At 59.2% G+C, this 25,197-nt stretch carries 20 protein-coding genes; 3 read left to right on the forward strand and 17 right to left on the reverse strand.

All coding sequences use genetic code 11. The features are described from left to right. Positions 1-50 precede the first annotated feature (50 nt). From dnaE to rpsB, 16 genes are all read right to left on the reverse strand, one after another. Positions 51-3,572: a DNA polymerase III subunit alpha gene (dnaE, locus tag ACQRBV_RS02695; RefSeq protein ID WP_060754048.1), complete on the reverse strand. Its 3,522-nt coding sequence runs from the start codon at positions 3,570-3,572 to the stop codon at positions 51-53. 76 nt (positions 3,573-3,648) lie between these two features. Further along, positions 3,649-4,281: a ribonuclease HII gene (rnhB, locus tag ACQRBV_RS02700; RefSeq protein WP_060754047.1), complete on the reverse strand. Its 633-nt coding sequence runs from the start codon at positions 4,279-4,281 to the stop codon at positions 3,649-3,651. Then, entirely contained in the window at positions 4,278-5,417 is a 1,140-nt protein-coding gene (gene lpxB, locus ACQRBV_RS02705; RefSeq protein WP_060754046.1) for a lipid-A-disaccharide synthase, read from the reverse strand. Before lpxB ends, rnhB begins: the two co-directional genes overlap by 4 nt. A 2-nt stretch (positions 5,418-5,419) precedes the next feature. Further along, the gene (gene lpxA, locus ACQRBV_RS02710; RefSeq protein WP_060754045.1) at positions 5,420-6,196 is read right to left on the reverse strand and encodes an acyl-ACP--UDP-N-acetylglucosamine O-acyltransferase; all 777 of its coding nucleotides are present in this window, start codon (positions 6,194-6,196) and stop codon (positions 5,420-5,422) included. Beyond that, positions 6,193-6,633, reverse strand: coding sequence for a 3-hydroxyacyl-ACP dehydratase FabZ (fabZ, locus tag ACQRBV_RS02715; RefSeq protein ID WP_003172281.1), 441 nt, complete (start codon positions 6,631-6,633; stop codon positions 6,193-6,195). Before fabZ ends, lpxA begins: the two co-directional genes overlap by 4 nt. A 111-nt stretch (positions 6,634-6,744) precedes the next feature. Then, positions 6,745-7,800, reverse strand: coding sequence for a UDP-3-O-(3-hydroxymyristoyl)glucosamine N-acyltransferase (gene lpxD / locus ACQRBV_RS02720; RefSeq protein WP_060754044.1), 1,056 nt, complete (start codon positions 7,798-7,800; stop codon positions 6,745-6,747). A gap of 3 nt (positions 7,801-7,803) precedes the next feature. Further along, complete coding sequence (locus tag ACQRBV_RS02725) at positions 7,804-8,307, reverse strand: OmpH family outer membrane protein (RefSeq protein WP_060754043.1); 504 nt, start codon at positions 8,305-8,307, stop codon at positions 7,804-7,806. A 45-nt stretch (positions 8,308-8,352) separates the two neighbouring features. Continuing rightward, on the reverse strand, positions 8,353-10,740 hold the full coding sequence (gene bamA / locus ACQRBV_RS02730) for an outer membrane protein assembly factor BamA (protein ID WP_411984431.1): 2,388 nt from the start codon (positions 10,738-10,740) through the stop codon (positions 8,353-8,355). Positions 10,741-10,814: 74 nt separating this feature from the next. Then, a complete protein-coding gene (gene rseP / locus ACQRBV_RS02735) occupies positions 10,815-12,167 on the reverse strand; it encodes a sigma E protease regulator RseP (RefSeq protein WP_411984430.1) in 1,353 nt (450 codons plus the stop codon). A 53-nt stretch (positions 12,168-12,220) separates the two neighbouring features. After that, positions 12,221-13,411, reverse strand: a complete 1,191-nt coding sequence (ispC, locus tag ACQRBV_RS02740) for a 1-deoxy-D-xylulose-5-phosphate reductoisomerase (RefSeq protein WP_090366394.1) — start codon at positions 13,409-13,411, stop codon at positions 12,221-12,223. Further along, positions 13,408-14,217, reverse strand: a complete 810-nt coding sequence (locus ACQRBV_RS02745; protein WP_090366395.1) for a phosphatidate cytidylyltransferase — start codon at positions 14,215-14,217, stop codon at positions 13,408-13,410. Before ACQRBV_RS02745 ends, ispC begins: the two co-directional genes overlap by 4 nt. Continuing rightward, entirely contained in the window at positions 14,218-14,973 is a 756-nt protein-coding gene (gene uppS, locus ACQRBV_RS02750) for a polyprenyl diphosphate synthase (protein WP_060754038.1), read from the reverse strand. Between the two features lie 17 nt (positions 14,974-14,990). After that, positions 14,991-15,548 carry a ribosome recycling factor gene (gene frr / locus ACQRBV_RS02755; protein WP_017529696.1) on the reverse strand — a complete coding sequence of 186 codons (558 nt, stop codon included), beginning with the start codon at positions 15,546-15,548 and terminating at the stop codon, positions 14,991-14,993. After that, a complete protein-coding gene (gene pyrH / locus ACQRBV_RS02760; RefSeq protein ID WP_060754037.1) occupies positions 15,545-16,288 on the reverse strand; it encodes a UMP kinase in 744 nt (247 codons plus the stop codon). Before pyrH ends, frr begins: the two co-directional genes overlap by 4 nt. 211 nt (positions 16,289-16,499) lie before the next feature. After that, complete coding sequence (tsf, locus tag ACQRBV_RS02765; protein ID WP_060754036.1) at positions 16,500-17,363, reverse strand: translation elongation factor Ts; 864 nt, start codon at positions 17,361-17,363, stop codon at positions 16,500-16,502. Between the two features lie 203 nt (positions 17,364-17,566). Further along, complete coding sequence (gene rpsB, locus ACQRBV_RS02770) at positions 17,567-18,304, reverse strand: 30S ribosomal protein S2 (RefSeq protein ID WP_003172263.1); 738 nt, start codon at positions 18,302-18,304, stop codon at positions 17,567-17,569. A 388-nt stretch (positions 18,305-18,692) separates the two neighbouring features. Here rpsB and map point away from each other — a divergent pair, with 388 nt between their 5' ends. The 3 genes from map to dapC all read left to right on the forward strand — a co-directional run bounded on the left by map (position 18,693) and on the right by dapC (position 23,500). Beyond that, positions 18,693-19,475: a type I methionyl aminopeptidase gene (gene map, locus ACQRBV_RS02775; protein ID WP_060754035.1), complete on the forward strand. Its 783-nt coding sequence runs from the start codon at positions 18,693-18,695 to the stop codon at positions 19,473-19,475. Between the two features lie 64 nt (positions 19,476-19,539). Continuing rightward, positions 19,540-22,242: a [protein-PII] uridylyltransferase gene (locus tag ACQRBV_RS02780; protein WP_060754034.1), complete on the forward strand. Its 2,703-nt coding sequence runs from the start codon at positions 19,540-19,542 to the stop codon at positions 22,240-22,242. Positions 22,243-22,300: 58 nt separating this feature from the next. Next, positions 22,301-23,500 carry a succinyldiaminopimelate transaminase gene (dapC, locus tag ACQRBV_RS02785; protein ID WP_198762318.1) on the forward strand — a complete coding sequence of 400 codons (1,200 nt, stop codon included), beginning with the start codon at positions 22,301-22,303 and terminating at the stop codon, positions 23,498-23,500. A 12-nt stretch (positions 23,501-23,512) separates the two neighbouring features. On the opposite strand, the gene ACQRBV_RS02790 is transcribed toward dapC, so the two are convergent. Continuing rightward, positions 23,513-25,156 (reverse strand): Na+/H+ antiporter, encoded by a 1,644-nt coding sequence (locus tag ACQRBV_RS02790; protein ID WP_104995702.1) that lies wholly within the window; start codon positions 25,154-25,156, stop codon positions 23,513-23,515. Positions 25,157-25,197 lie beyond the last annotated feature (41 nt).

The following is a 25,197-nucleotide window of genomic DNA, read 5'->3' on the forward strand; positions in this document are numbered from 1 at the left end:
CGCGTTTAGGTCGAGATTAAATGTTCAGCCGAGGTCAGGTGTGCTGACCATCAGCGGTATTGGAGGAAGACGTTGTCTCGCCCGAACTGGTCACGCAAAGCTTGAATCAAGCCATCCGCCGGATCAATTCGCCACGTCTCGCCAAATTGCAACATCGCCTTGGCGTCGTTGCCGGTGTATTCCATGGTCACAGGGCAAGCGCCACGGTGACGCTTGAGCAAATCACCCAACCAGCGTAGCTGATCGCCCTTGAGCGCCTCGGTCTTGACCTTCAAGCGCAGGCTTTCGGCCAGGTTGGTACGGGCATCTTCCATACTCATGACCCGCTTGATCCGCAGACGCAGGCCACCGGAGAAGTCATCGTTACTGACCTCCCCTTCCACCACCACCATGGCATCGGTCTGCAGCAACGATTGTGCCGAGTGGAACGCATCGGCAAACAGCGACGCCTCGATTCGCCCCGAGCGGTCGTCGAGGGTGATAAAGCCCATCTTGTCGCCCTTCTTGTTCTTCATCACCCGCAGGGCGATGATCATGCCGGCGACGGTCTGGGTGTCGCGCGCCGGCTTCAGGTCGATGATGCGCTGACGGGCAAAACGACGGATCTCTCCTTCGTATTCGTCGATCGGGTGACCGGTAAGGTACAGACCCAAGGTGTCTTTCTCACCCTTGAGACGTTCCTTGAGGGTCAACTCCTTGGCCTTGCGGTGGTTCGCGTACACATCCGCATCTTCTTCGACGAACAGCCCCCCAAACAGGTCCGCATGGCCACTGTCGTGGGTGCGGGCAGTCTGTTCGGCGGCCTTGATCGCCTCTTCCATGGCGGCCAGCAGTACCGCCCGGTTGCGGTCGATATTGGCCTGGTAAGCCTTCGGCTCATCATGGAAATAGGGGCCGAGACGGTCAAGTGCGCCACTGCGGATCAGGCCATCGAGGGTACGTTTGTTGATGCGCTTGAGGTCAACCCGCGCACAGAAGTCGAACAGATCCTTGAACGGCCCGTCCTGCCGCGCTTCGGTGATCGCTTCCACCGGGCCTTCGCCGACCCCCTTGATCGCGCCCAGGCCATAGATGATGCGGCCTTCGTCGTTCACCGTGAACTTGAACTCCGAGGCGTTCACGTCCGGCGCGTCGAGGCGCAGCTTCATGGTGCGCACTTCCTCGATCAAGGTCACGACCTTGTCGGTGTTGTGCATGTCCGCCGAAAGTACCGCAGCCATGAAGGGCGCCGGGTAGTGGGCTTTCAGCCAGGCGGTCTGGTACGACACCAGGCCGTACGCGGCGGAGTGGGATTTGTTGAAGCCATAACCGGCGAATTTTTCCACCAGGTCGAAAATGTTACCGGCCAGGTCGGCGTCAATATTATTGGTGGCACACCCCTCAATGAAACCACCGCGCTGCTTGGCCATTTCCTCGGGTTTTTTCTTACCCATGGCGCGACGCAGCATGTCCGCACCACCCAGGGTGTAGCCCGCCATCACCTGGGCAATCTGCATCACCTGTTCCTGATACAGGATGATGCCGTAGGTCGGTGCCAGTACTGGCTTGAGGCCCTCGTACTGATAATCGGAGTGCGGATATGCCAGCTCGGCACGCCCGTGCTTACGGTTGATGAAGTCATCCACCATGCCCGATTGCAGCGGCCCCGGACGGAACAGGGCCACCAGTGCGATCAAGTCTTCCAGGCAGTCGGGCTTGAGCTTTTTGATCAGCTCCTTCATGCCTCGGGATTCAAGCTGGAATACTGCCGTGGTTTCGGCTTTTTGCAGCAACGAATAGGTCGGCTTGTCATCCAGCGGGATGAACGCGATATCCAGCGGCTCCTCGCCGGCCTTGGCGCGGTCGCGGTTGATCGTCTTGAGCGCCCAATCGATGATCGTCAGGGTCCGCAGGCCCAGGAAGTCGAACTTCACCAGGCCGGCGGCTTCCACGTCGTCCTTGTCGAACTGGGTAACCAGGCCGTCGCCTTCTTCATCGCAGTAGATCGGCGAAAAGTCGGTGAGTTTGGTCGGTGCGATAACCACGCCACCGGCATGTTTACCCACGTTACGCACCACACCTTCGAGCTTGCGGGCCATGTCCCAGATTTCGGCGGCCTCTTCATCAACCTTGATAAAGTCGCGCAGGATTTCTTCCTGCTCGTAGGCTTTTTCCAGCGTCATGCCGACTTCGAACGGGATCATCTTCGACAGGCGGTCCGCCAGGCCGTACGACTTGCCCTGTACGCGCGCCACGTCACGGATTACCGCCTTCGCCGCCATGGAACCGAAAGTGATGATCTGGCTTACAGCGTTGCGGCCGTATTTCTCAGCCACGTACTCGATCACGCGGTCACGGCCATCCATGCAGAAGTCGACGTCGAAGTCGGGCATGGACACCCGTTCCGGGTTCAGGAACCGCTCGAACAGCAGGTCATACTCCAGCGGGTCAAGGTCGGTGATCTTCTGTACATAAGCCACCAGCGAGCCGGCACCTGAGCCTCGACCCGGGCCAACCGGCACGCCGTTGTTCTTGGCCCACTGGATAAAGTCCATCACGATCAGGAAGTAACCGGGGAATCCCATCTGGATAATGATATCCAGCTCGAAATTCAGCCGATCCACGTAGACCTGGCGCTTGGCCTCGTAATCTTCGGTGGTGTCCTTGGGCAGCAGAACGGCCAACCGCTCTTCCAGGCCATCGAACGACACCTTGCGGAAGTACTCATCGATGGTCATGCCATCGGGAATCGGGAAGTTGGGCAGGAAGTGCTTGCCCAGTTTCACTTCAATGTTGCAGCGCTTGGCGATCTCGACGGAGTTTTCCAGGGCCTCGGGCAGGTCGCTGAACAGCTCGGCCATCTCCTCGGCACTTTTGAGATATTGCTCTTCGCTGTAGTTTTTCGAGCGGCGCGGGTCATCCAGGGCCCGGCCTTCACCGATGCACACGCGGGTTTCGTGGGCCTCGAAGTCTTCTCGCTTGATGAAGCGCACATCGTTGGTCGCCACCAGCGGTGCGCCCAACTTGTCGGCCAGCGCCACTGCGGCGTGCAGGTGTTCTTCATCGTTAGGCCGATTGGTACGCTGGACTTCCAGGTAAAAACGGTCGGGGAAGACCTGCATCCACTCGCGGGCCAGTACTTCGGCTTCCTGGGGGTTGCCACCGAGCAGCGCAATGCCGATCTCGCCTTCCTTGGCGGCCGACAGCATGATCAGCCCTTCGCTGGCCTCGGCCACCCACTCGCGCTCGATGATGATCGAGCCATTGCGCTGGCCGTCGATAAAACCACGGGAAATCAGTTCGGTGAGGTTGCGATAACCCACGCCGTTCATCGCCAGCAGGCTGATGCGGCTCAGGGGGTTATCCGGGTCTTTGTTGGACAGCCACAGGTCGGCGCCGCAGATCGGCTTGATGCCGGCGCCCATGGCGTTCTTGTAGAACTTGACCAGGGAACACATGTTGTTCTGGTCGGTCACCGCCACCGCAGGCATGTTCATGCCCACCAGGGTTTTGACCAGCGGTTTGATCCGTACCAGGCCATCGACCAGGGAGTATTCAGTGTGCAGGCGTAGGTGAACGAATGAAGCCGGCATAGTGATCCTGTCTAGATACGTGGAAACAACAAGGCCCGGATTGTACCGGGCCTTGAGCAAAACATCAGCCTCGCGACTACACCTCGCTGAGGCTCTCCCGCGCCTCGTAAGCCAGGCGCACCGGGGCGAACGAGCGACGATGGATCGGCGTAGGCCCCAGACGGGCCAAGGCTTCCAGATGAACGGGCGTTGGGTAACCCTTGTGACCACCGATGCCATAGCCGGGGTAGATCAATTCGAAAGCCGCCATTTCACGGTCTCGGCTGACCTTGGCCAGGATTGAAGCCGCCGCAATAGCAGGCACCTTGCTATCACCCTTCACCACCGCTTCCGACGGCATCGCCAGTTTCGGGCAGCGATTACCATCGATCATCGCCATCTTTGGCGTGATGTGCAGGCCCTCCACCGCACGCTGCATGGCAAGCATGGTGGCGTGCAGGATGTTCAGCTCATCGATTTCCTCGACCTCGGCCCGGGCGATATGCCAGCTCAGGGCTTTCTCACAGATCTCGTCGTAGAGCTTTTCGCGGCGCGCTTCGGTGAGTTTCTTCGAATCGTCAAGACCCAGGATCGGACGGTTCGGGTCAAGAATGACGGCCGCCGTAACGACGGCGCCGCACAGCGGCCCGCGCCCTACTTCATCAACGCCGGCCACCAGCTCATCGGCGTGGGCAACCAGGCTGAAATCCAGGCCCATTTGCGTCTTCATAGGGTTTCCTGTCGATGGCCGATCAAGGTGAGCACGGCATCCGCCGCCTGGTTCGACGCATCACGGCGCAACGTGCGGTGAATATCATCAAAGCCACGGGTCTGCTCTTCGCCACCCTCTATCAAGGGAAGTACAGTCTGCGCCAGGGCTTCAGGGGTCGCGTCGTCCTGTAGCAACTCCGGCACCAACAGGCGTTGGGCCAGCAGATTGGGCAAGGAGATGTAGGGACTTTTGACCATGCGCTTGAGAATCCAGAACGTCAGTGGTGCAAGACGATAGGCCACTACCATCGGACGCTTGTACAACAACGCCTCGAGAGTGGCAGTGCCTGAAGCGATCAGCACCGCATCACAGGCCGCGAGCGCGAGGTGCGACTGACCATCCAGCAGTGTCAGCGGTAAGTTGCGACCGTCAAGCAAGGCCTCGATCTGCGTACGACGTTGCGGGCTGGCACACGGCAGCACGAAGCGCACACCCGGTTTCAAGACCATCAAGCGCTCGGCGGCATCAAAAAACAGCGCGCCCAACCGCCCGACTTCACCACCGCGGCTGCCCGGCATCAGTGCAACCAGCGGGCCATCGGCCAAGCCCAGCTCGGCACGTGCCGCTGCGCGATCAGCCTGCAGAGGGATGGTGTCGGCCAACGTGTGCCCCACAAAGCGCACCGGTACACCCTTCTCTTCATAGAATCGGGCTTCGAAGGGCAGCAAGGTCAGCATCAGGTCGCAGCCTTCGCGGATCTTCAGCACGCGCTTTTGCCGCCATGCCCACACGGACGGGCTGACGTAATGCACGGTCTTGATCCCGGCCTGGCGCAATTTGAGTTCGATGTTAAGAGTGAAGTCCGGCGCGTCGATTCCGATAAAGACGTCGGGCTTTTCTTCAATCAGTGTCTGGATCAGCAGTTTGCGGCGAGCCAGCAGCTCTCGCAGTCGCCCCAGCACTTCCACCAACCCCATGACGGACAGGCGTTCCATGGGAAAGTAGGACGTGAGGCCCTCGGCCTGCATCAACGGCCCACCCACCCCGATAAACTCGACGGCAGGATGCTGGGCCTTGAGTGCACGCATCAGGCCTGCCCCCAGAATATCGCCGGAAGCTTCCCCGGCCACCAACGCTATACGCAGATTGGCCATGATTAACGGGTGATGCCGCGAGTCGACGCCTGGATCGAGTCCCGGAACACGGCCACTTCCGGAAACTGTGCAGCCGACTCGGCCAGTTCGGTCAATGCCTGCTCAACCGTCAGCCCCTGGCGGTAGACCACCTTGTAGGCACGACGCAGGGCATGGATCTGGTCTTCGCTGAAACCACGACGGCGCATGCCTTCGAAGTTCATGCTGCGGGCTTCGGCCGGGTTGCCGAATACCGTGACGAATGCCGGAACATCCTTGCCGATTGCGGTCCCCATGCCGGAAAAGGCGTGGGCACCGATATGGCAGTACTGATGGACCAGGGTGAAGCCAGACAGAATTGCCCAGTCGTCAACGTGCACATGGCCTGCCAATGCAGTGTTGTTGACCAGAATGCAGTGGTTGCCGATCACGCTGTCATGGCCGATATGCGCATAGGCCATGATCAGGTTGTGATCACCCAAGGTGGTCTCGGCACGATCCTGCACGGTGCCACGATGAATGGTCACACCTTCACGGATGATGTTGTGGTCACCGATAACCAGGCGTGTTTCTTCACCCTTGTACTTCATGTCGGGGGTGTCTTCGCCTACCGAGGAAAACTGGTAGATACGATTATGCTTACCAATGCGCGTCGGGCCTTTGAGGATCACATGCGGCCCGATGACAGTCCCCTCGCCGATTTCAACACCTGCGCCGACGATCGACCAAGGGCCGACCTCAACGTCGGCGGCCAGTACGGCCGACGGATCGATGATTGCGCGAGGGTCAATCAAACTCATAGTTTGCGTTCCGCACAGATGATCTCAGCCGAGCACACCGGCTTGCCATCCACCGAGGCCTGGCATTCGAACTTCCAGATCTGGCGTTTGCAACTGATGAACTTGGCTTCCAGGATCAACTGGTCGCCCGGCGTGACCGGATTGCGGAAACGCAGTTTGTCGGAGCCCACGAAATAGTAGAGCGTGCCGTCGGCAGGCTTGAGGTCGAGCATTTTGAAACCAAGGATACCGGCAGCCTGGGCCATTGCTTCAATGATCAGCACACCTGGCATGATGGGATGCGCGGGAAAGTGGCCGTTGAAGAACGGTTCGTTGATGCTGACATTCTTGTAGGCACGAATGCGCTTTTCCTCGACATTGAGGTCCACTACGCGATCCACCAGCAGGAACGGGTAACGGTGAGGCAGGTATTCGCGAATCTCGTTGATGTCCATCATTTCGGGGGGAAGCCTGTAATAAAGATTGGGGGCGGGCGAACTAAAAGCACGCCCCGCTAGCAAATCAAGGAAGCCGCCCAGCGGCTGTGCACACTTGATATGGAAATGGTATCAGCCTTCTGATGAAGCATTACCGCCAGGGGTCACGTCTCCAACACGCTTTTCAAGCTGTTTGAGGCGTCGGGCCATGTCGTCAAGCTGTCTCAAGCGCGCTGCACTTTTACGCCACTCAGCCGCCGGCTGCATGGCGGTACCGGAAGAGTAGGCCCCTGGCTCGGTGATCGAGTGGGTGACCATGGTCATGCCGGTGATGAAAACGTTGTCGCAAATATCGATATGCCCCACCAGCCCTACGCCACCGGCGAGCATGCAATGCTTGCCGATTTTGGTGCTGCCGGAGATACCGACACACGCCGCCATGGCTGTGTGGTCGCCGATCTGCACGTTGTGGGCGATCTGGATCTGGTTGTCGAGCTTCACGCCGTTACCGATTACGGTGTCGGCCAGGGCACCACGGTCCACAGCGGTGTTAACGCCGATTTCCACGTCATCCCCAATCAAGACACCGCCAACCTGGGCAATCTTGTGCCAAACGCCTTTGGAATTGGCAAAGCCGAAACCTTCACCGCCGATCACTGCGCCCGACTGAATAACCACGCGCTCACCGATACGCACATCGTGGTAAAGGGTGACCCGCGGAGCCAACCAGCCATCGGCGCCGATTTCACAGCGCGCCCCGATAAAGCAATGGGCACCCACGGTGACGCCAGCGGCAATACGTGCGCCACTTTCGATCACGGCAAACGCACCAATGTTGGCAGCGGGGTCAACCTGGGCATCATCGGCAATCACCGCGCTGGGATGAATACCCCCGGCGGCCTTGGGCTTTGGATCGAACAGGTGCGACGCTTTCGCGTACGACAGGTACGGGTCGGCCACCACCAGCGCATCCCCGGCGTAACCCTCGGCATCAGCAGCCTTCAGCAACACGGCTGCGGCTTGGCAACCGACGAGGTACTTACGGTATTGAGGATTTGCGAGGAAGCTCAACTGAGCTGGGCCAGCCTCCTGCAAGGTGGCTAGCCCAGTGATTTCCTTCTCCGGGGAGCCGTGCAAGACGGCCCCCAGGAACTCGGCCAACTCGCCGAGTTTGATAGTCGCGGTCATGGGTTACTTCAGCTGGTTCATGCGCTCGATCACCTGGCGGGTGATGTCGTATTGAGGCTTGACGTCGATCACGGCGCCACGCTCGAACACCAGGTCAAAGGCACCTTTCTTGATGACTTCTTCCACAGCGCTGTCGAGCTTCGGCTTGAGCTGCTTGAGCATTTCACGGTCAGCAACGGCCTTGGCTTCGTTCAGTTCCTTGGACTGGAACTGGTAGTCACGGGCCTTTTGCTTGAATTCAAGTTCCAGACGCTCGCGCTCGGGCTGCTGCATCTTGTCGCCACCGGCTACCAGGCGATCCTGGATGCCCTTGGCGCTGCTTTCCAGGGTCTTGAGCTTGGTCAGCTGCGGACCGAATTTTTTCTCGGCATCCACGGCGTATTTCTTGGCCGCATCGGATTCCAGCAGAGCCATTTGATAGTTCAGGACGGCGATTTTCATTTCGGCGAAGGCCGGGGTGGTTACCAGCACAGTTGCCAGCAGAACCAATTGAGTCAACTTACGCACGATGCACTCCTACAGAATCCGTTGTCGTTATCTTGGGTCAGACGCTTAGAACGTCTGGCCGAGGGAGAATTGGAAAATCTGGGTTTCAGCGTTATCCGGTTTCTTGACCGGCATGGCCAGAGCAAAGCTCAACGGGCCCAATGCAGTCACCCATGTCACGCCAACACCCACGGAGCTCGCCAGGTTGCTGAAGCTCACATCGTTACACTGCGTGTTGGACTTCGAACCATTCGGGTTGGTCACCTGCTCGCACTTGGAGTCGAACACGTTACCCACATCCCAGAAAACCGAAGTACGCAGGGAACGCTGGTCCTTGACGAACGGCAGCGGGAACAGAATCTCCGCACCACCCTGGATCAGTACGTTACCACCGAATGGCAATGGCTTATCGTCAGTGTCTTTCTGAGTCCCTACGTTACCCGTTTCGAGGACACCACGGCTCGGCGTACCACGTGGACCCAGGGTACTGTCCTTGAAGCCACGAACCGAGTTGAAACCACCTGCATAGTAGTTCTCGTAGAACGGTAGACCACTGGTGGAACCATAGCCATCACCATAACCCAGCTCAGTGTGCAGGCGCATGGTGTAGTTATCGCTCAGCGGCTGGAACAACTGGCCACGGTAGTCGAGCTTGAAGAACGACAGGTCGCTGCCCGGCGTAGTGGCTTCCAGCGTCAAGCTCTGGGAATGACCACGGGTCGCCAGCACGCCTTTGTTCAGGGTCGACTCGGACCAGCCGGCAGACGCCTTGAAGTTCAGGAACTGATCGCCTTCCTTACGGGTAAAATCAAAGATCTCATCCACGGTGTAAATACCGGTCTTGATCTTGTCCTGCTGCGCGGTCAAACCAAAGGTCAGGCGCGAGGTCTCGCTGATCGGGTAACCAATGTTGGCCCCCACACCCATGCTGTCGATTGCATAGCTTGCAACGTCGACGTCGAGGTCTTTGTAGTCGGTGGTGCGATAGAAGGCGTTGTAGCCCAGGCTCACACCGTCGGCAGTCCAGTAGGGGTCGGTATAACTGAAGTTATAACGGCTCTGGTATTCGCTTCGGGTCAGGCCGACAGACACACGGTTACCCGTACCGAGGAAGTTGTTCTGTGTGATCGAGCCACCCAGAATCAGGCCCGCGCTCTGTGCGAAGCCGACGCTGGCGGTGATCGAACCCGAGGCTTGCTCTTCAACGGCGTAGTTCACGTCAACCTGGTCATCCACACCTGGAACGGCCGGGGTTTCGACGTTGACTTCCTTGAAGAAGCCCAGGCGCTCAAGACGGGTCTTGGACTGGTCGATCAAGTAGGTCGACGCCCAGCCACCTTCCATCTGGCGCATTTCACGGCGCAGCACTTCGTCCGCAGACTTGGTGTTGCCACGGAAGTTGATGCGGTTCACGTAGGCACGCTTGCCCGGGTCGACCACGAAGGTAATGTCCACGGTGTGGTCATCATCATGCGGGGTCGGTACGCCGTTGACGTTGGCGAAGGTATAGCCTTCGTTACCCAGGCGACGGGTGATCAGCTCGGACGTGGTGGTCATCAGCTTGCGCGAGAACACCTGGTCCTTCTGCACCAGCAACAGCGACTTCACCTGGTCTTCAGGTACTTTCAGGTCGCCGCTGAGCTTGACGTCACGAACCTTGTACTTTTCGCCTTCGTTGACGTTGACGGTGATGTAGACGTGTTTCTTGTCCGGGGTGATGGACACCTGGGTCGAAGCGATATCCATGTTGATATAGCCGCGGTCCAGGTAGTAGGAGCGCAGACGCTCCAGGTCACCGGACAGTTTTTCACGAGCGTACTTGTCGTCGTTCTTGAAGAACGACAGCCAGTTGGTGGTCTTGAGTTCAAACAGGTCGATCAGGTCTTCATCAGCGAACTTGGTGTTGCCCACCACGTTGATGTGCTGAATGGCCGCTACCGTACCTTCATTGATGTTGACCTTCAGGCCGACACGGTTACGCGGCTGGGGGACAACTTCGGTTTCCACGGTCGCGGAGTAGCGGCCCTGGGCAACGTACTGGCGCTGCAGTTCGTTACGCACACCCTCAAGGGTAGCGCGCTGGAAGATCTCGCCCTCGGCCAGGCCGGATTGCTTGAGGCCCTTCATCAGGTCTTCAGTGGAGATCGCCTTGTTGCCCTCGATCGTGATACTGGAGATGGAAGGCCGCTCAACGACCGTGATAACCAGGACGTTGCCTTCGCGACCCAGCTGGATATCTTGAAAGAACCCGGTTTTGAACAGCGCACGAGTGGATTCCACCAGGCGACGATCATCAGCCTGTTCCCCGACGTTCAACGGCAAGGCACCAAAGACGCTACCTGCGGAAACCCGCTGGAGGCCGTTGACGCGAATATCGGAGATAGTGAAGGACTCGGCGTGAACTTCGGCGATCATCAATACGGTGAGAACCGCAGTTAGCAGCAGACGTTTCATGAAGTCCTTTCTTATTCCAACTGGCAATAAACAAACTGCCGCAAAATGCGGCAGATTCGCAATTCAGCGAAGCGTTACAGACGTCCCAGATCGTTGACCAGAGCTAACAACATCACTCCAACCACCAAACTGATACCGATCTGTATCCCCCAACCCTGCACCCGATCCGACAAGGGGCGACCACGCACCCACTCGACCAGATAAAACAGCAGATGCCCCCCATCCAGTACTGGAATAGGCAGCAAATTCAGAACCCCAAGGCTGATACTCAGATAAGCCAGGAAATTCAGGAAATCCGCAACACCCGACTGGGCAGAAGCGCCCGCCACTTTAGCAATGGTTATCGGCCCACTCAAGTTTTTTACCGAGAGCTCGCCGAACAACATTTTTTTGAGGGATTCGAGGGTCAGCACGCTCATGGTCCAGGTGCGTTTCGCGCCCTCGCCAATCGCGGCCAGCGGCCCGAAGCTGACCTCTCGCACCATCGATGGCGGCCACTCGACACCCTTGACCCCCGCCCCCAGGTAACCCCCGGCGGCCTTGGCCTCCCCACGAACCGACAAGGTTACGGGGACGTCGATTTGAGCACCATCACGCTCAACTTTCAGCACAATTTTGGTATCGGGCCGTACACGTACCAGATCGACCACTTGCTGCCAGTCACCGAGCACCTGGCCATCCAGGGCCAACAGGCGATCACCGGTTTTCAGACCTGCGGCCTGGGCCGGACCTTTCGGATCCAGCTCCGCCAGCACTGGCGGCAAAGCCGGTCGCCACGGGCGAATCCCCAGGGACTTGATCGGATCAGGCTCATCCGCGCCCTTGAGCCAGTGATCCAGGGCCAGTTCGCGCGCAGTCTCAAGCGTGGAGTCCTGGTCGCGAACCACAACCCTGACGGTACCGCTCTCGCCCAGACGCCGCACCAGCTGCAAATTGACCGCTCCCCAACCGGTGGTTGGTTCGCCATCAATGGAAACAATTTCCTGCCCCGCGGCCAGGCCAGCCTTGGCCGCCATGCTGTCTGCGTCGACCGCACCGATAACCGGACGCACCTGCTGACTGCCCAGCATGGCCAACACCCAGAAAAACACCATCGCCAACAGGAAGTTGGCGATCGGACCGGCGGCGACGATCGCGATACGCTGACGAACGGTCTTGCGATTGAAAGACTGATCCAACTGGTCGGCCGGCACTTCACCTTCGCGCTCGTCGAGCATCTTGACGTAGCCACCCAATGGTATGGCGGCAATCACGAACTCGGTGCCACGACGGTCATGCCAACGCAACAAGGGCATGCCGAAACCGACTGAAAAGCGCAGTACTTTGACGCCGCAACGACGCGCCACCCAAAAGTGGCCGAATTCGTGGAAGGTCACCAACACACCCAGAGCAACCAGGGTGCCGACAATCATATAAAGCGCACTCATCTAATTTCTCCGCCTTTCAATCCAGTGCCTGTGGGCTCAACCGCACCTACAGGCTAACGCGCATTGCGTTCCAACCATTGCTCGGCCAGGCCGCGGGCCTTCCTATCCGCTTCAAACACGGCGCCCAGGTCGTTGACAGCCACTACCGGCTCCCGAGCCAGGACATCCTCGATAATACTCGCGATCTGCGGAAAACGGATGCGCCGCTCAAGAAAGGCCGCGACCGCCACCTCATTGGCCGCATTAAGCATCGCCGGCGCGCTGTTACCCGCCTCCACCGCCTCGCGCGCCAGGCGCAGACAAGGAAAACGCTGCTCGTCCGGCGCCTCGAAGTCCAGGCGCGCAATTGCAAACAGGTCCAACGGCGCCACACCGGAATCAATGCGCTCCGGCCAAGCCAGGGCGTTGGCGATGGGCGTACGCATGTCAGGGTTGCCCAACTGCGCCAGCACCGAGCCATCCACGTAATCGACCAGGGAATGAATCACACTTTGCGGGTGAACCACCACCTCGACCTGATCCGGCCGGGCATCAAACAGCCAGCAAGCCTCGATCAGCTCCAGGCCCTTGTTCATCATGCTCGCCGAATCCACGGAGATCTTGCGCCCCATGGACCAGTTGGGGTGTGCACAGGCCTGATCAGGAGACACATGTTCCAACTCAGCCAGAGGCGTCTGCCGGAACGGCCCACCGGAAGCGGTCAACAGAATCCGACGCACGCCAACCTGGCTCAAGCCACGGGAGAAATCACCCGGCATGCACTGGAAAATCGCGTTATGTTCGCTGTCGAGAGGCAGCAACACCGCGCCACTCTTGCGCACCGCCTGCATAAAGAGCGCGCCGGACATAACCAGCGCTTCTTTATTGGCCAGCAGAATCTTCTTGCCTGCATCGACCGCCGCCAGCGTCGGACGCAAACCCGCTGCGCCGACAATGGCAGCCACGACGGTGTCCACTTCGGCATCGGCCGCCACCTGGCACAACCCCGCCTCCCCCACCAATACCTGAGTGGCGAGGCCGGCAGCGCGCAGGTCATCCTGCAAACCACGCGCCAGCGCCGCCTCGGGCACCACAGCAAAGCGTGGCGAGTGGAGAACGCAAAGGGCCAGCAACTCGCTCAGGCGGCTAAAACCGGTCAGGGCAAATATTTGATAGCGATCAGGATGACGCGCAATCACATCCAGGGTACTCAGCCCTACCGAACCAGTCGCCCCCAGTACGGTGACTTGCTGCAGACGGCTCACGAGGCAGTCATCCACAACAACACGGCAAAGATCGGAATCGCCGCGGTGAGACTGTCGATACGGTCCAATACACCGCCATGCCCCGGGAGCAGGTTGCTGCTGTCTTTGATGCCGGCCTGGCGCTTGAACATGCTTTCGGTGAGGTCACCCACCACCGAAATGAACACGACAATGGCCGTACCCAACAGTGCCAGGAAGATTTCCTTCACCGACCAGTCGCGCACAACGCCGACCACCAGCGTGATCGCCAGCGTCAATGCGAGGCCGCCGTACACGCCTTCCCAGCTCTTGCCCGGACTGACCGCCGGCGCCAGCTTGCGCTTGCCGAAAGCCCGACCGGAGAAATAGGCGCCGATATCCGCGCCCCAGACCAATACCATCACCGCCATGATCAACCAGTTGCCCATGGACGCATTCTTGATCTCCACCAGACCTTGCCAGGCGGGCAGCAGGATCAACAAGCCGATCACCAGCTTGCATGCCACGCTGGACCACTGGCCACTAGTCCGTGGGTAGGTGAGCACCAGGTAGGTCGCCAGCGCCCACCACAGCACCGCCGCCCCCAACACCCAAGGCACGATGATGCTCGACAGGGTATGCATCAGGAACAGCGACAGCGCCACGAATGCCGCGTACGCCACACGTGGCGCCTGGGCATTGAAACCCGCCAGGCGCGCCCATTCCCAGGCCCCAAGTGTTACGACAAGGCCGATAAACAGCGCAAAGCCGGAACCGTCGAGCAGGAAAAAACCGCACAAGGCAATCGGCAGCAGGATCAGTGCCGTGATGATTCGTTGTTTAAGCATTTAAACCCGGGCTCCAGCTTCGATCTGCTCGCTCGTTTTACCAAAGCGACGCTGACGGGAAGCGAAATCGGCCAGCGCATTACGCATGGCATCGTGTTTGAAGTCCGGCCAGAACAGGTCGGAGAAGTACAACTCGGTGTAGGCCAACTGCCACAACAGGAAATTGCTGATGCGGTGCTCGCCACCGGTACGGATGCACAAGTCAGGCAACGGCAGGTCGCCGGTTACCAGGCAGGTTTGCAACAGTTCGGGCGTAATGTCTTCCGGCCGCAGATGCCCGGCCTGCACTTCGCGGGCCAGCCGTTGCGCAGCCTGGGCGATATCCCACTGGCCACCGTAGTTGGCTGCAATCTGCAGCACAAAACGGTTGGCGCCAGCAGTCATTGCCTCGGCTTCGCGCATGGCCGCTTGCAGTTCCGGATGGAACCGCGAGCGATCACCAATGATGCGCAGACTGATGTTGTTATCGTTGAGGCGCTTGGCCTCACGCCGCAGCGCCTTGAAGAACAGGTCCATCAAGGCACTGACTTCGTCGGCGGGCCGCTGCCAGTTCTCGCTGGAGAAGGCAAACAGCGTCAACACTTCAACCTTGGCTTCGGCACACACCTCAATCACGGCGCGCACCGCATCGACACCCGCTTTATGCCCGGCAACACCCGGCATAAAGCGTTTTTTCGCCCAGCGATTATTCCCATCCATGATGATCGCGACATGGCGCGGTACCACGGAGGGCACAGTCTGCTTGGTCTTTTCCATGAAGGCGTCCTGACCCCTTATACGGCCATCAGGTCCTTTTCTTTTTCCTCGGTAGCCTTGGTGATCTGCGCCTCGGCGTCCTTGGTCAACTTGTCGATATCGGCGACGGCACGACGCTCTTCGTCTTCGCTGATTTCCTTGTCCTTGACCAGCTTCTTCAGGTCACCCAGCGCATCGCGACGGATATTGCGCACGGCAACACGCGCATCTTCGGCTGCGCTGCGAGCCTGCTTGGTGAAGCCCTTGCGGGTTTCTTCAGTCAGGGCCGGCATAGAGATCAACAGCAACTCACCCAGGTTGGTCGGGTTGAGGTTCAAGCCGGCGCTCTGGATGGCCTTGTCGACGGCGGCGAGCATGTTGCGCTCGAACGCCACGACTTGCAGGGTGCGCGAGTCCTTGACCGTCACGTTGGCCACGCCGCTCAGCGGAGTGTCAGTGCCGTAGTAAGGCACCATGACGCTGCCCAGAATGCTCGGGTGCGCCTTGCCGGTACGAATCTGGCCAAATGCGTGGCTCAGAGACTCCAGGGATTTCTGCATACGCGCTTGGGCGTCTTTCTTGATTTCGTTGATCATTGTTGGCCTTCCTCGATCAAAGTCCCTTCTGCGCCGCCGTGTACGATATTCAGCAGGGCGCCGGGCTTGTTCATGTTAAATACGCGCAGCGGCATCTGGTGGTCGCGGCACAGGCAAATAGCGGTCAGGTCCATCACGCCCAGCTTGCGATCCAGCACTTCATCGTAGGTCAGATGATCGAACTTCTCGGCATGCGGGTCTTTGAATGGGTCTGCGGTATACACACCGTCCACCTTGGTCGCCTTGAGCACGACATCGGCATCGATCTCGATAGCGCGCAGGCACGCAGCCGAATCGGTCGTGAAGAACGGGTTGCCCGTGCCGGCAGCGAAGATCACCACTTCCTTGGAGTTCAGGTGACGCATGGCTTTACGACGATCATAGTGATCGGTCACGCCGACCATGGAAATAGCCGACATCACGATAGCCGAGATATTGGCACGCTCCAGGGCGTCACGCATGGCCAAGGCGTTCATCACAGTGGCCAGCATGCCCATGTGGTCGCCAGTGACCCGATCCATACCGGCGGCACTCAACGCCGCACCACGGAACAGGTTACCACCACCGATCACCAGGCCAACCTGAACACCGATACCGACCAACTGGCCGACTTCAAGCGCCATGCGATCGAGCACCTTGGGATCGATCCCGAACTCTTCCGAGCCCATCAGGGCCTCGCCGCTAAGTTTGAGTAGAATGCGTTTATAGCGAGCCTGATAACCACTGCCCTGCTGAGCCATTGCGAATCTCTCCTGCGGCGTATTTTTTAAAAAATTCTTGGCGAGCCGTTTACGGCTTGCGTTCACTCTAGCTGGACGCTATCACAGCGCCATCGGAACACGGCTTTGTAAGCCAGTTCCGAAAGGAAACCAAATAAAATTGGCCTTCCCATTTGAAAAGAGGCTGCGCGCGTGAGCGGGCAGCCTCTTTCGGCGACAGTTGAAAACTGTCTTATTGCTTGGCGGCAGCCAGCTGGGCAGCAACTTCTTCAGCGAAGTTGTCGACCGGCTTCTCGATGCCTTCACCTACTTTGAAGTAAGTGAAGGAAACGATTTCAGCACCGGCTTTCTTAGCCAGTTCGCCAACCTTGATTTCAGGGTTCTTGACGAACGCCTGCTCAACCAGGCTCGCTTCAGCCAGGAACTTGCTGATACGGCCTTTGACCATGTTCTCAACAATGTTTTCCGGCTTGCCGGCGATCTTGTCGGCGTTCAGGGTCAGGAACACGCCCTTCTCACGTTCGATCGCTTCAGCGGAAACTTCCGATGGCAGCAGGAACTCAGGGTTGGTTGCCGCTACGTGCATAGCGATATCTTTGGCCAGCTCAACGTCGCCGCCCTTCAGAACAACGGCTACGCCGATCTTGTTGCCGTGCAGGTAGCCACCAACCACATCACCTTCTACGCGGGTCAGGCGACGGATGTTGACGTTTTCGCCAACCTTGCCGACCAGTACCAGGCGAGCTGCTTCTTGAGCTTCGATCAGAGGCTCAACGGTAGTCAGCTTGTCGGCAAACGCTTTTTCAACGCTTTCAGCAACGAATGCCTTGAAGTCGTCTTGCAGAGCCAGGAAGTCGGTCTGCGAGTTCACTTCCAGCAGCACTGCGGATTTACCGTCTTCTTTCAGCGCGATTGCGCCTTCAGCAGCCACGTTGCCTGCTTTCTTGGCAGCCTTGATGGCGCCGGAAGCACGCATGTCGTCGATGGCTTTTTCGATGTCGCCGCCAGCCTTGGTCAAGGCCTTTTTGCAATCCATCATGCCTTCGCCAGTACGCTCACGCAGTTCTTTAACCAACGCTGCAGTAATCTCTGCCATTTCAAAATCCTCTTGGATAGGTTTTCAACCATTCCACCCGATCAAACGGGCGTTCAATTCTTCCCGAATCTCCCTTGTAGGCCGCTGCACGTTACAGTCGCTATGTTGCACTGCCACAAGTGGGCGCCGACAAATGGTTTTCGAGGTGGCAAAAAGGGGGCCAAGCCCCCTTTTTGCTTACTGAGTCAACGCCAGGGCGTCAATTACTCAGCGGCAGCTACCGGAGCTTCTTCAGCGAACTGCTCGGTACCGCCAGCAACGTGGTTGCGACCACGGATTACAGCGTCAGCCATCGAACCCATGTACAGCTGGATAGCGCGGATTGCGTCATCGTTGCCTGGGATGATGTAGTCAACGCCTTCCGGGCTGCTGTTGGTATCGACTACGCCGATAACCGGGATGCCCAGCTTGTTGGCTTCGGTGATCGCGATGCGCTCGTGATCAACGTCGATTACGAACAGTGCGTCAGGCAGACCGCCCATATCCTTGATACCACCCAAGGAACGATCGAGCTTTTCCAGGTCACGGGAGCGCATCAGCGCTTCTTTCTTGGTCAGCTTGGCGAAAGTACCGTCTTCGGCTTGTACTTCAAGGTCACGCAGACGCTTGATGGAAGCACGGATGGTCTTGAAGTTGGTCAGCATGCCGCCCAACCAGCGGTGATCGACGTACGGCGAACCGCAACGTGCTGCTTCTTCAGCAACGATCTTGCCAGCGGAACGCTTGGTGCCGACGAACAGGATCTTGTTTTTGCCCTGAGCCAGACGCTCTACGAAAGTCAGAGCTTCGTTGAACATTGGCAGGGTTTTTTCAAGGTTGATGATGTGGATCTTGTTACGCGCGCCGAAAATGTACTTACCCATTTTCGGGTTCCAGTAACGGGTCTGGTGACCGAAGTGCACACCGGCCTTCAGCATATCGCGCATGTTGACTTGGGACATGATAGTTCCTTAATAAGTCGGGTTTGGCCTCCACGTATCCCAATGACCAACCAGCGGCATCAAGGCCTCCGGCACCCAGGTCATCGTGTCGACACGTGTGTGGATTTAAGCTTCACGGGGCATCCCCGGAAAGCGGCGCATTTTATACCACACGCAGTCAAAAAACGAAACCCGCAATGACATTTACCGCCTATCGCCTATACCTGAGCCTTTGAATCGCGCCGGCAAGGCCCAACCTTATAGAGAGAAGCGATCATCAGAGGCTCATGATTTGACGCCATCGTCTGTTAGAATCGCGTTTCTTGGGGTTTGTGCGTTTTTTGTAACCTTTATTGCCGCACACCGTGAACCGTATTGATTTCAGCGCATCGCGCTAGAGAGAGCCTGTATGACCGTTACCTTGAAAACCGCCGAAGACATCGCAGGCATGCGCGTTGCCGGCAAACTGGCTGCCGACGTGCTGGAAATGATCGCCGAACACGTCAAGCCCGGCGTTACCACCGAGGCGCTGGACCGCATCTGCCACGACTATATCGTCAACGTCCAGAAGGCGATCCCGGCCCCACTGAATTACAAGGGCTTCCCCAAGTCGATCTGCACCTCGATCAACCACGTGGTCTGCCATGGCATTCCAGGCGACAAGCCGTTGAAAGACGGCGACACCCTGAACATCGACGTCACCGTGATCAAAGACGGCTACCACGGCGACACCAGCCGCATGTTCCACGTCGGCAATGTGCCGGTCTGGGCCGAACGCCTGTCCCAGGTCACCCAGGAATGCATGTACAAGGCCATCGAGATCGTCAAGCCCGGTTGCCGCCTGGGCGACATCGGCGAAGTGATCCAGAAGCACGCCGAAAAGAACGGCTTCTCGGTAGTTCGCGAGTTCTGCGGCCACGGCATCGGCAAGGTGTTCCACGAAGAGCCGCAGATATTGCACTACGGCCGCGCCGGCACCGGCATGGAGCTCAAGGCAGGCATGACCTTCACCATCGAGCCGATGATCAACCAGGGCAAGGCCGATACCAAGGTGCTGGGCGACGGCTGGACCGCAATCACCAAGGACCGCAAGCTTTCCGCCCAGTGGGAACACACCTTGCTGGTCACTGAAACCGGCTACGAGATCTTCACCCTGCGCTCGGACGACACGATCCCGCGCCTTTCGGCGTAAGGCCTGGTTTGGTTTTCCCAAACACTGTTGTGACTGACTGATAGATAGAAAGGAAAGCCAATCGATGCCCCAGGTGGACCCCGAACTCTTCGACCGTGGCCAGTTCCAGGCGGAGCTGGCACTGAAGGCAAGCCCCATCGCCGCCTTCAAGAAGGCTATCCGCCAGGCCCGCGAGGTGCTCGATGAGCGCTTTCGCAAAGGCCGGGACATCCGCCGGCTGATCGAGGACCGCGCCTGGTTCGTCGACAATATCCTGCAGAAAGCCTGGGAACAGTTCAGCTGGAGTGAAGACGCCGATATCGCCCTGGTGGCCGTTGGCGGCTACGGGCGCGGCGAATTGCACCCCTACTCCGACATCGATCTGTTGATCCTGATGGACGGCGCCGACCACGAGATCTTTCGCGACTCCATCGAGCGCTTTTTGACCTTGCTGTGGGACATCGGCCTGGAGGTTGGTCAGAGCGTACGCTCGGTTGACGAATGCGCCGAAGAGGCCCGCGCCGACCTGACGGTAATCACCAACCTGATGGAAAGCCGCACCATCGCCGGCCCCGAACGTCTACGCCAGCGCATGCTGGAAGTCACCAGCACTGCACATATGTGGCCAAGCAAGGACTTCTTCCTGGCCAAGCGCGCCGAGCAGAAAGCCCGGCACCACAAGTACAACGACACCGAATACAACCTGGAGCCCAACGTCAAAGGCTCACCGGGCGGCTTGCGGGATATCCAGACCATTCTGTGGGTCGCCCGCCGCCAGTACGGCACCCTGAACCTGCGGGCACTGGCGGGTGAAGGCTTCCTCGTCGAGAGTGAGAACGCGCTGTTGGCGTCCTCCCAGGAATTCCTGTGGAAAGTCCGTTACGCCCTGCACATGCTCGCCGGACGCGCCGAAGACCGCCTGCTGTTCGATCATCAACGCTCCATCGCCGCCCTGCTGGGCTTTGAAGGCGAAGACGCGAAGACCAGCATTGAAAGCTTCATGCAGCAGTACTACCGCGTCGTCATGAGCATTGCCCAGCTCAGCGACCTGATCATCCAGCACTTCGAAGAAGTGATCCTGGCTCCCGATGACGAAGCGCCGCCGCAACCGATCAATGCACGCTTCCAGCTGCACGATGGCTATATCGAGGCACGCAACGATTACGTGTTCCGTCGTACCCCGTTCGCGATGCTGGAAATTTTCGTACTGATGGCCCAGCAGCCGGAAATCAAAGGCGTACGCGCCGACACTATTCGCCTGCTGCGAGAAAACCGTCACCTGATCGACGACGAGTTTCGCAACGACATCCGCAACACCAGCCTGTTTATCGAACTGTTCAAGTGCAAGATCGGCATCCACCGCAACCTGCGCCGGATGAACCGTTACGGCATTCTCGGGCGCTATCTGCCGGAGTTCGGTTTTATCGTCGGGCAGATGCAGCATGACCTGTTCCACATATATACGGTAGACGCCCACACCCTTAACCTGATCAAGCACCTGCGTAAGCTGCAGTACACCCAGGTGTCGGAGAAATTCCCGCTAGCCAGCAAGCTCATGGCCAAGCTGCCCAAGCCCGAGTTGATCTACCTGGCGGGCCTGTACCACGACATCGGCAAGGGCCGGCATGGCGATCACTCGGAAATCGGTGCGGTGGATGCCGAGGCTTTTTGCCAGCGCCACCAATTGCCGCTGTGGGACAGCCGCCTGATCGTCTGGCTGGTGCAGAACCACCTGGTCATGTCGACCACGGCCCAACGCAAGGACTTGTCCGACCCGCAGGTGATCCACGACTTCGCCGGCATCGTGGGTGATGAAACTCGCCTCGACTACCTCTATGTGCTGACCGTCTCCGACATCAATGCCACCAACCCCACACTGTGGAACTCGTGGCGCGCCAGCCTGCTGCGCCAGTTGTACACCGAGACCAAGCGCGCCCTGCGCCGTGGCCTGGAAAACCCGGTGGACCGCGAAGAACAGATCCGCCGCACCCAAAGCGCGGCCCTGGACATCCTGGTGCGCGGTGGCAACGACCCCGACGACGTCGAGCAGCTCTGGTCGCAACTGGGCGATGATTATTTCCTGCGCCACACCGCCGGTGATGTGGCCTGGCACACCGACGCCATCCTGCAGCAGCCGGCCGATGGCGGCCCGCTGGTGCTGATCAAGGAAACCACCCAGCGCGAATTCGAAGGCGGCACGCAGATCTTCATCTATGCGCCGGACCAACACGACTTCTTCGCCGTGACGGTGGCCGCCATGGACCAGCTCAACCTGAACATCCATGACGCCCGGGTCATCACCTCCAGCAGCCAGTTCACCCTCGACACCTATATCGTGCTCGATACCGATGGCGACTCGATTGGCGATAACCCGGTGCGGGTGAAAAAGATCCGCGAAGGCCTGACCGAAGCCCTGCGCAACCCTGCCGACTACCCGACGATCATCCAGCGCCGGGTACCGCGCCAGCTCAAGCACTTTGCCTTTGCGCCCCAGGTCACCATCTCCAACGACGCCCAGCGCCCGGTCACCGTACTGGAGCTCAGCGCGCCGGACCGTCCCGGTCTGCTGGCACGTATCGGCGGGATTTTCCTGGAGTTCGACCTGTCGCTGCAGAACGCCAAGATTGCGACCCTGGGCGAACGCGTGGAAGACGTGTTCTTCATCACCGATGCCGACAACCACCCGCTGTCCGACCCCGAGCTGTGCCTGCGCTTGCAGGAGGCCATCGTGCAGCAACTGAGCGTGACCCAGGAACCTGGTGTCGAACTGACACGCCTGACCTTTTGAATTTTTAACTTTGTGAACACGATCCCACAGGTCGGTGTTTACGGTGATTGAGGCTTACATGAACAACGCCCTGAACCAGTTGCAGCCCTACCCGTTCGAGAAACTGCGCGCCTTGCTGGGCAGCGTCACGCCGAACCCGGACAAGCGCCCGATTGCGTTGTCCATCGGCGAGCCCAAGCACAAGTCCCCGGAATTCGTGGCCAAGGCCCTGGCTGACAACCTCGACCAGATGGCGGTCTACCCGACCACCCTGGGCATCCCGGCCCTGCGCGAGGCCATCGGCGCGTGGTGCGAGCGGCGCTTCAACGTGCCCAAGGGCTGGCTGGACCCGGCGCGCAATATCCTGCCGGTAAACGGTACCCGTGAAGCGCTGTTCGCCTTCACCCAAACCGTGGTCAACCGCGGTGACGACGCCCTGGTGGTCAGCCCGAACCCGTTCTACCAGATCTACGAAGGCGCTGCGTTCCTGGCCGGTGCCAAACCGCACTACCTGCCGTGCCTGGACGCCAACGGTTTCAATCCGGACTTCGATGCCGTGACGCCGGACATCTGGAAGCGCTGCCAGATCCTGTTCCTGTGCTCGCCCGGCAACCCGACTGGCGCGTTGATCCCCGTCGAAACCCTGAAAAAACTCATCGCCCTGGCCGACGAATACGACTTCGTCATCGCCGCAGACGAGTGCTACAGCGAACTGTACTTCGATGAACAAACCCCGCCGCCGGGCCTGCTGAGCGCCTGCGTCGAGCTGGGCCGCCAAGACTTCAAACGCTGCGTGGTGTTCCACAGCCTGTCCAAGCGCTCCAACCTGCCGGGCCTGCGCTCCGGTTTCGTGGCCGGCGACGCCGACATTCTCAAGGCCTTCCTGCTGTACCGCACCTACCACGGCTGCGCAATGCCGGTACAAACCCAGCTGGCGAGCATTGCCGCCTGGCAGGATGAAGCCCATGTGCAGGCCAACCGCGACCTGTATCGTGAAAAATTCGATGCCGTGCTGGCGATTCTCAAGCCGGTGCTGGACGTGCAAAGCCCGGATGGCGGTTTTTACCTGTGGCCGAACGTGAACGGCGACGATGCTGCATTCTGCCGTGACTTGTTCGTCGAAGAACATGTGACCGTAGTGCCGGGCTCCTATCTGTCACGCGAAGTGCAAGGCTTCAACCCCGGCGCCGGCCGTGTGCGCATGGCGCTGGTTGCGCCGTTGGCAGAGTGTGTGGAAGCGGCAGAGCGGATTCGCGCGTTCATCCAGCGTCGACGCTAAGCGCTTTCTGGGTCATTTCACATGGCCCAGGTTCGCCTCACTCATATCCAGATCCGCCAACACCTCCCTCAATACGTCATCACCTATCTGGTGATGGCGGCTCAAGCTGTACAACTCCAACCGCTGCGCCCGCAAGGCCTTGAGCCGCAACTTGCGCTCCAGCAAGTCCATCTGCTGCGCCAACGCCTGGGCTTCGGCTGAGTCGTTGAAAACCTCCAACTGGTGGCGATATTCCGACATCAGCCGCGCCTTGAGCTCCGTAGCCAGTGCCGCCTGGGCAGCGTCGGGAGCCGCGGCTTCTGTCGGCTCCTCGGCTTCCAGGGCATGAATCGCCGCCACGGCGGTCTTCTTCCAAGCCTCACGCACTTCGCGATGGCGCTTTTCATCGGGACTCTGCTCGATGCCACGCAGCAGCAACGGCAAGGCAATGCAGGCAGCGACCAATGAGAGCAGGATCACGCCGGCGGCGATAAAGATCAGCAGGTCACGCTCAGGGAAGTCTTGCCCCGGCGCCAGCAATAAAGGCACCGACATCACACCGGCCAAGGTCACGGCACCGCGTACCCCACCGACGGTCAGCAACCAGCAGGAGCGGGCTGTAGGTACCAGGGTCAGTTCACTTTTCCCACGCAACCTGCGCAACAAGCCCGACAACCGCCAGATGCTCTGCACCCAGATGAATCGCAGGATCACCAGCACCAGAAAGATCGCGACCACATCCAGGCAGCGATACAGCAACGTCGGCCATAGCGTCGGTTCATGGCTCACCACCGCCTTGATGATGTCCGGCAATTGCAGACCCAGCAGCAGGAAGATCAAACCGTTGAAGGCAAATTCCAGTAGCGACCAGACACTGCGATTGAGCAAGCGGGTGCTGGTCTGGCGCGGCAACAGGTCGAGCCAGCTTTGCATCATGCCCGCCGCCACCGCCGACAAAATGCCCGACGCGCCTAGCCGTTCGGCCAGCACATAAGCTGCGAATGGCAGCAGCAACATGAATACCACGTGGGTGGCCGGGTCATCCCAACCTCGCGCAATCATCCAGGCGCGCAGGCGCCCCACCAGCCAGCTCAACGCCACACCAATCGCCAAACCACCCAAGGCCACCAGGACGAATGTCAGGCTGGCATCCGCCAGGGAAAACACCCCCGTCAATGCCGCCGCCAAGGCGAATTTGAACGTCACCAGACCCGAAGCATCATTCATCAAGGCTTCGCCCTGCAGCATGTGCATCAGCGGCTTGGGTAAACGGTTCTGGGCAATGGCCGACACCGCCACGGCATCCGTCGGCGACAATACGGCCGCCAGGGCAAAGGCCACCGGCAGCGGGATGGAAGGCAATAGCCAATGAATAAAGTATCCGGCACCCACCACGGTGAATAGCACCAGCCCCACCGCCAACGTGAGGATCGGGCCACGCAGCCGCCACAACTCACGCTTGGGCATGCGCCAGCCATCGGAGAACAACAACGGTGGCAGGAACAGAAACAGGAACAGCTCCGGGTCCAGCGCCACGTGCAACCCCAGCGTAGGCCAGGCCAGCAAGGCTCCGGCGGCGATCTGCACCAAGGGTAACGGCAGGGGAATGACACGCCCGACAAGACGCGAAACGCTGACCAGCATCAGCAGGATAAGAACGGTGTAGGCGGTTTGCATAACGCGGGGTTCCCGGACAATCGACTCGCAACGACACACAT

Origin of the sequence: Pseudomonas sp. R11F (assembly GCF_050312575.1) — a bacterium.
In the GTDB taxonomy this organism is placed as follows: Bacteria; Pseudomonadota; Gammaproteobacteria; order Pseudomonadales; family Pseudomonadaceae; genus Aquipseudomonas; species Aquipseudomonas palleroniana.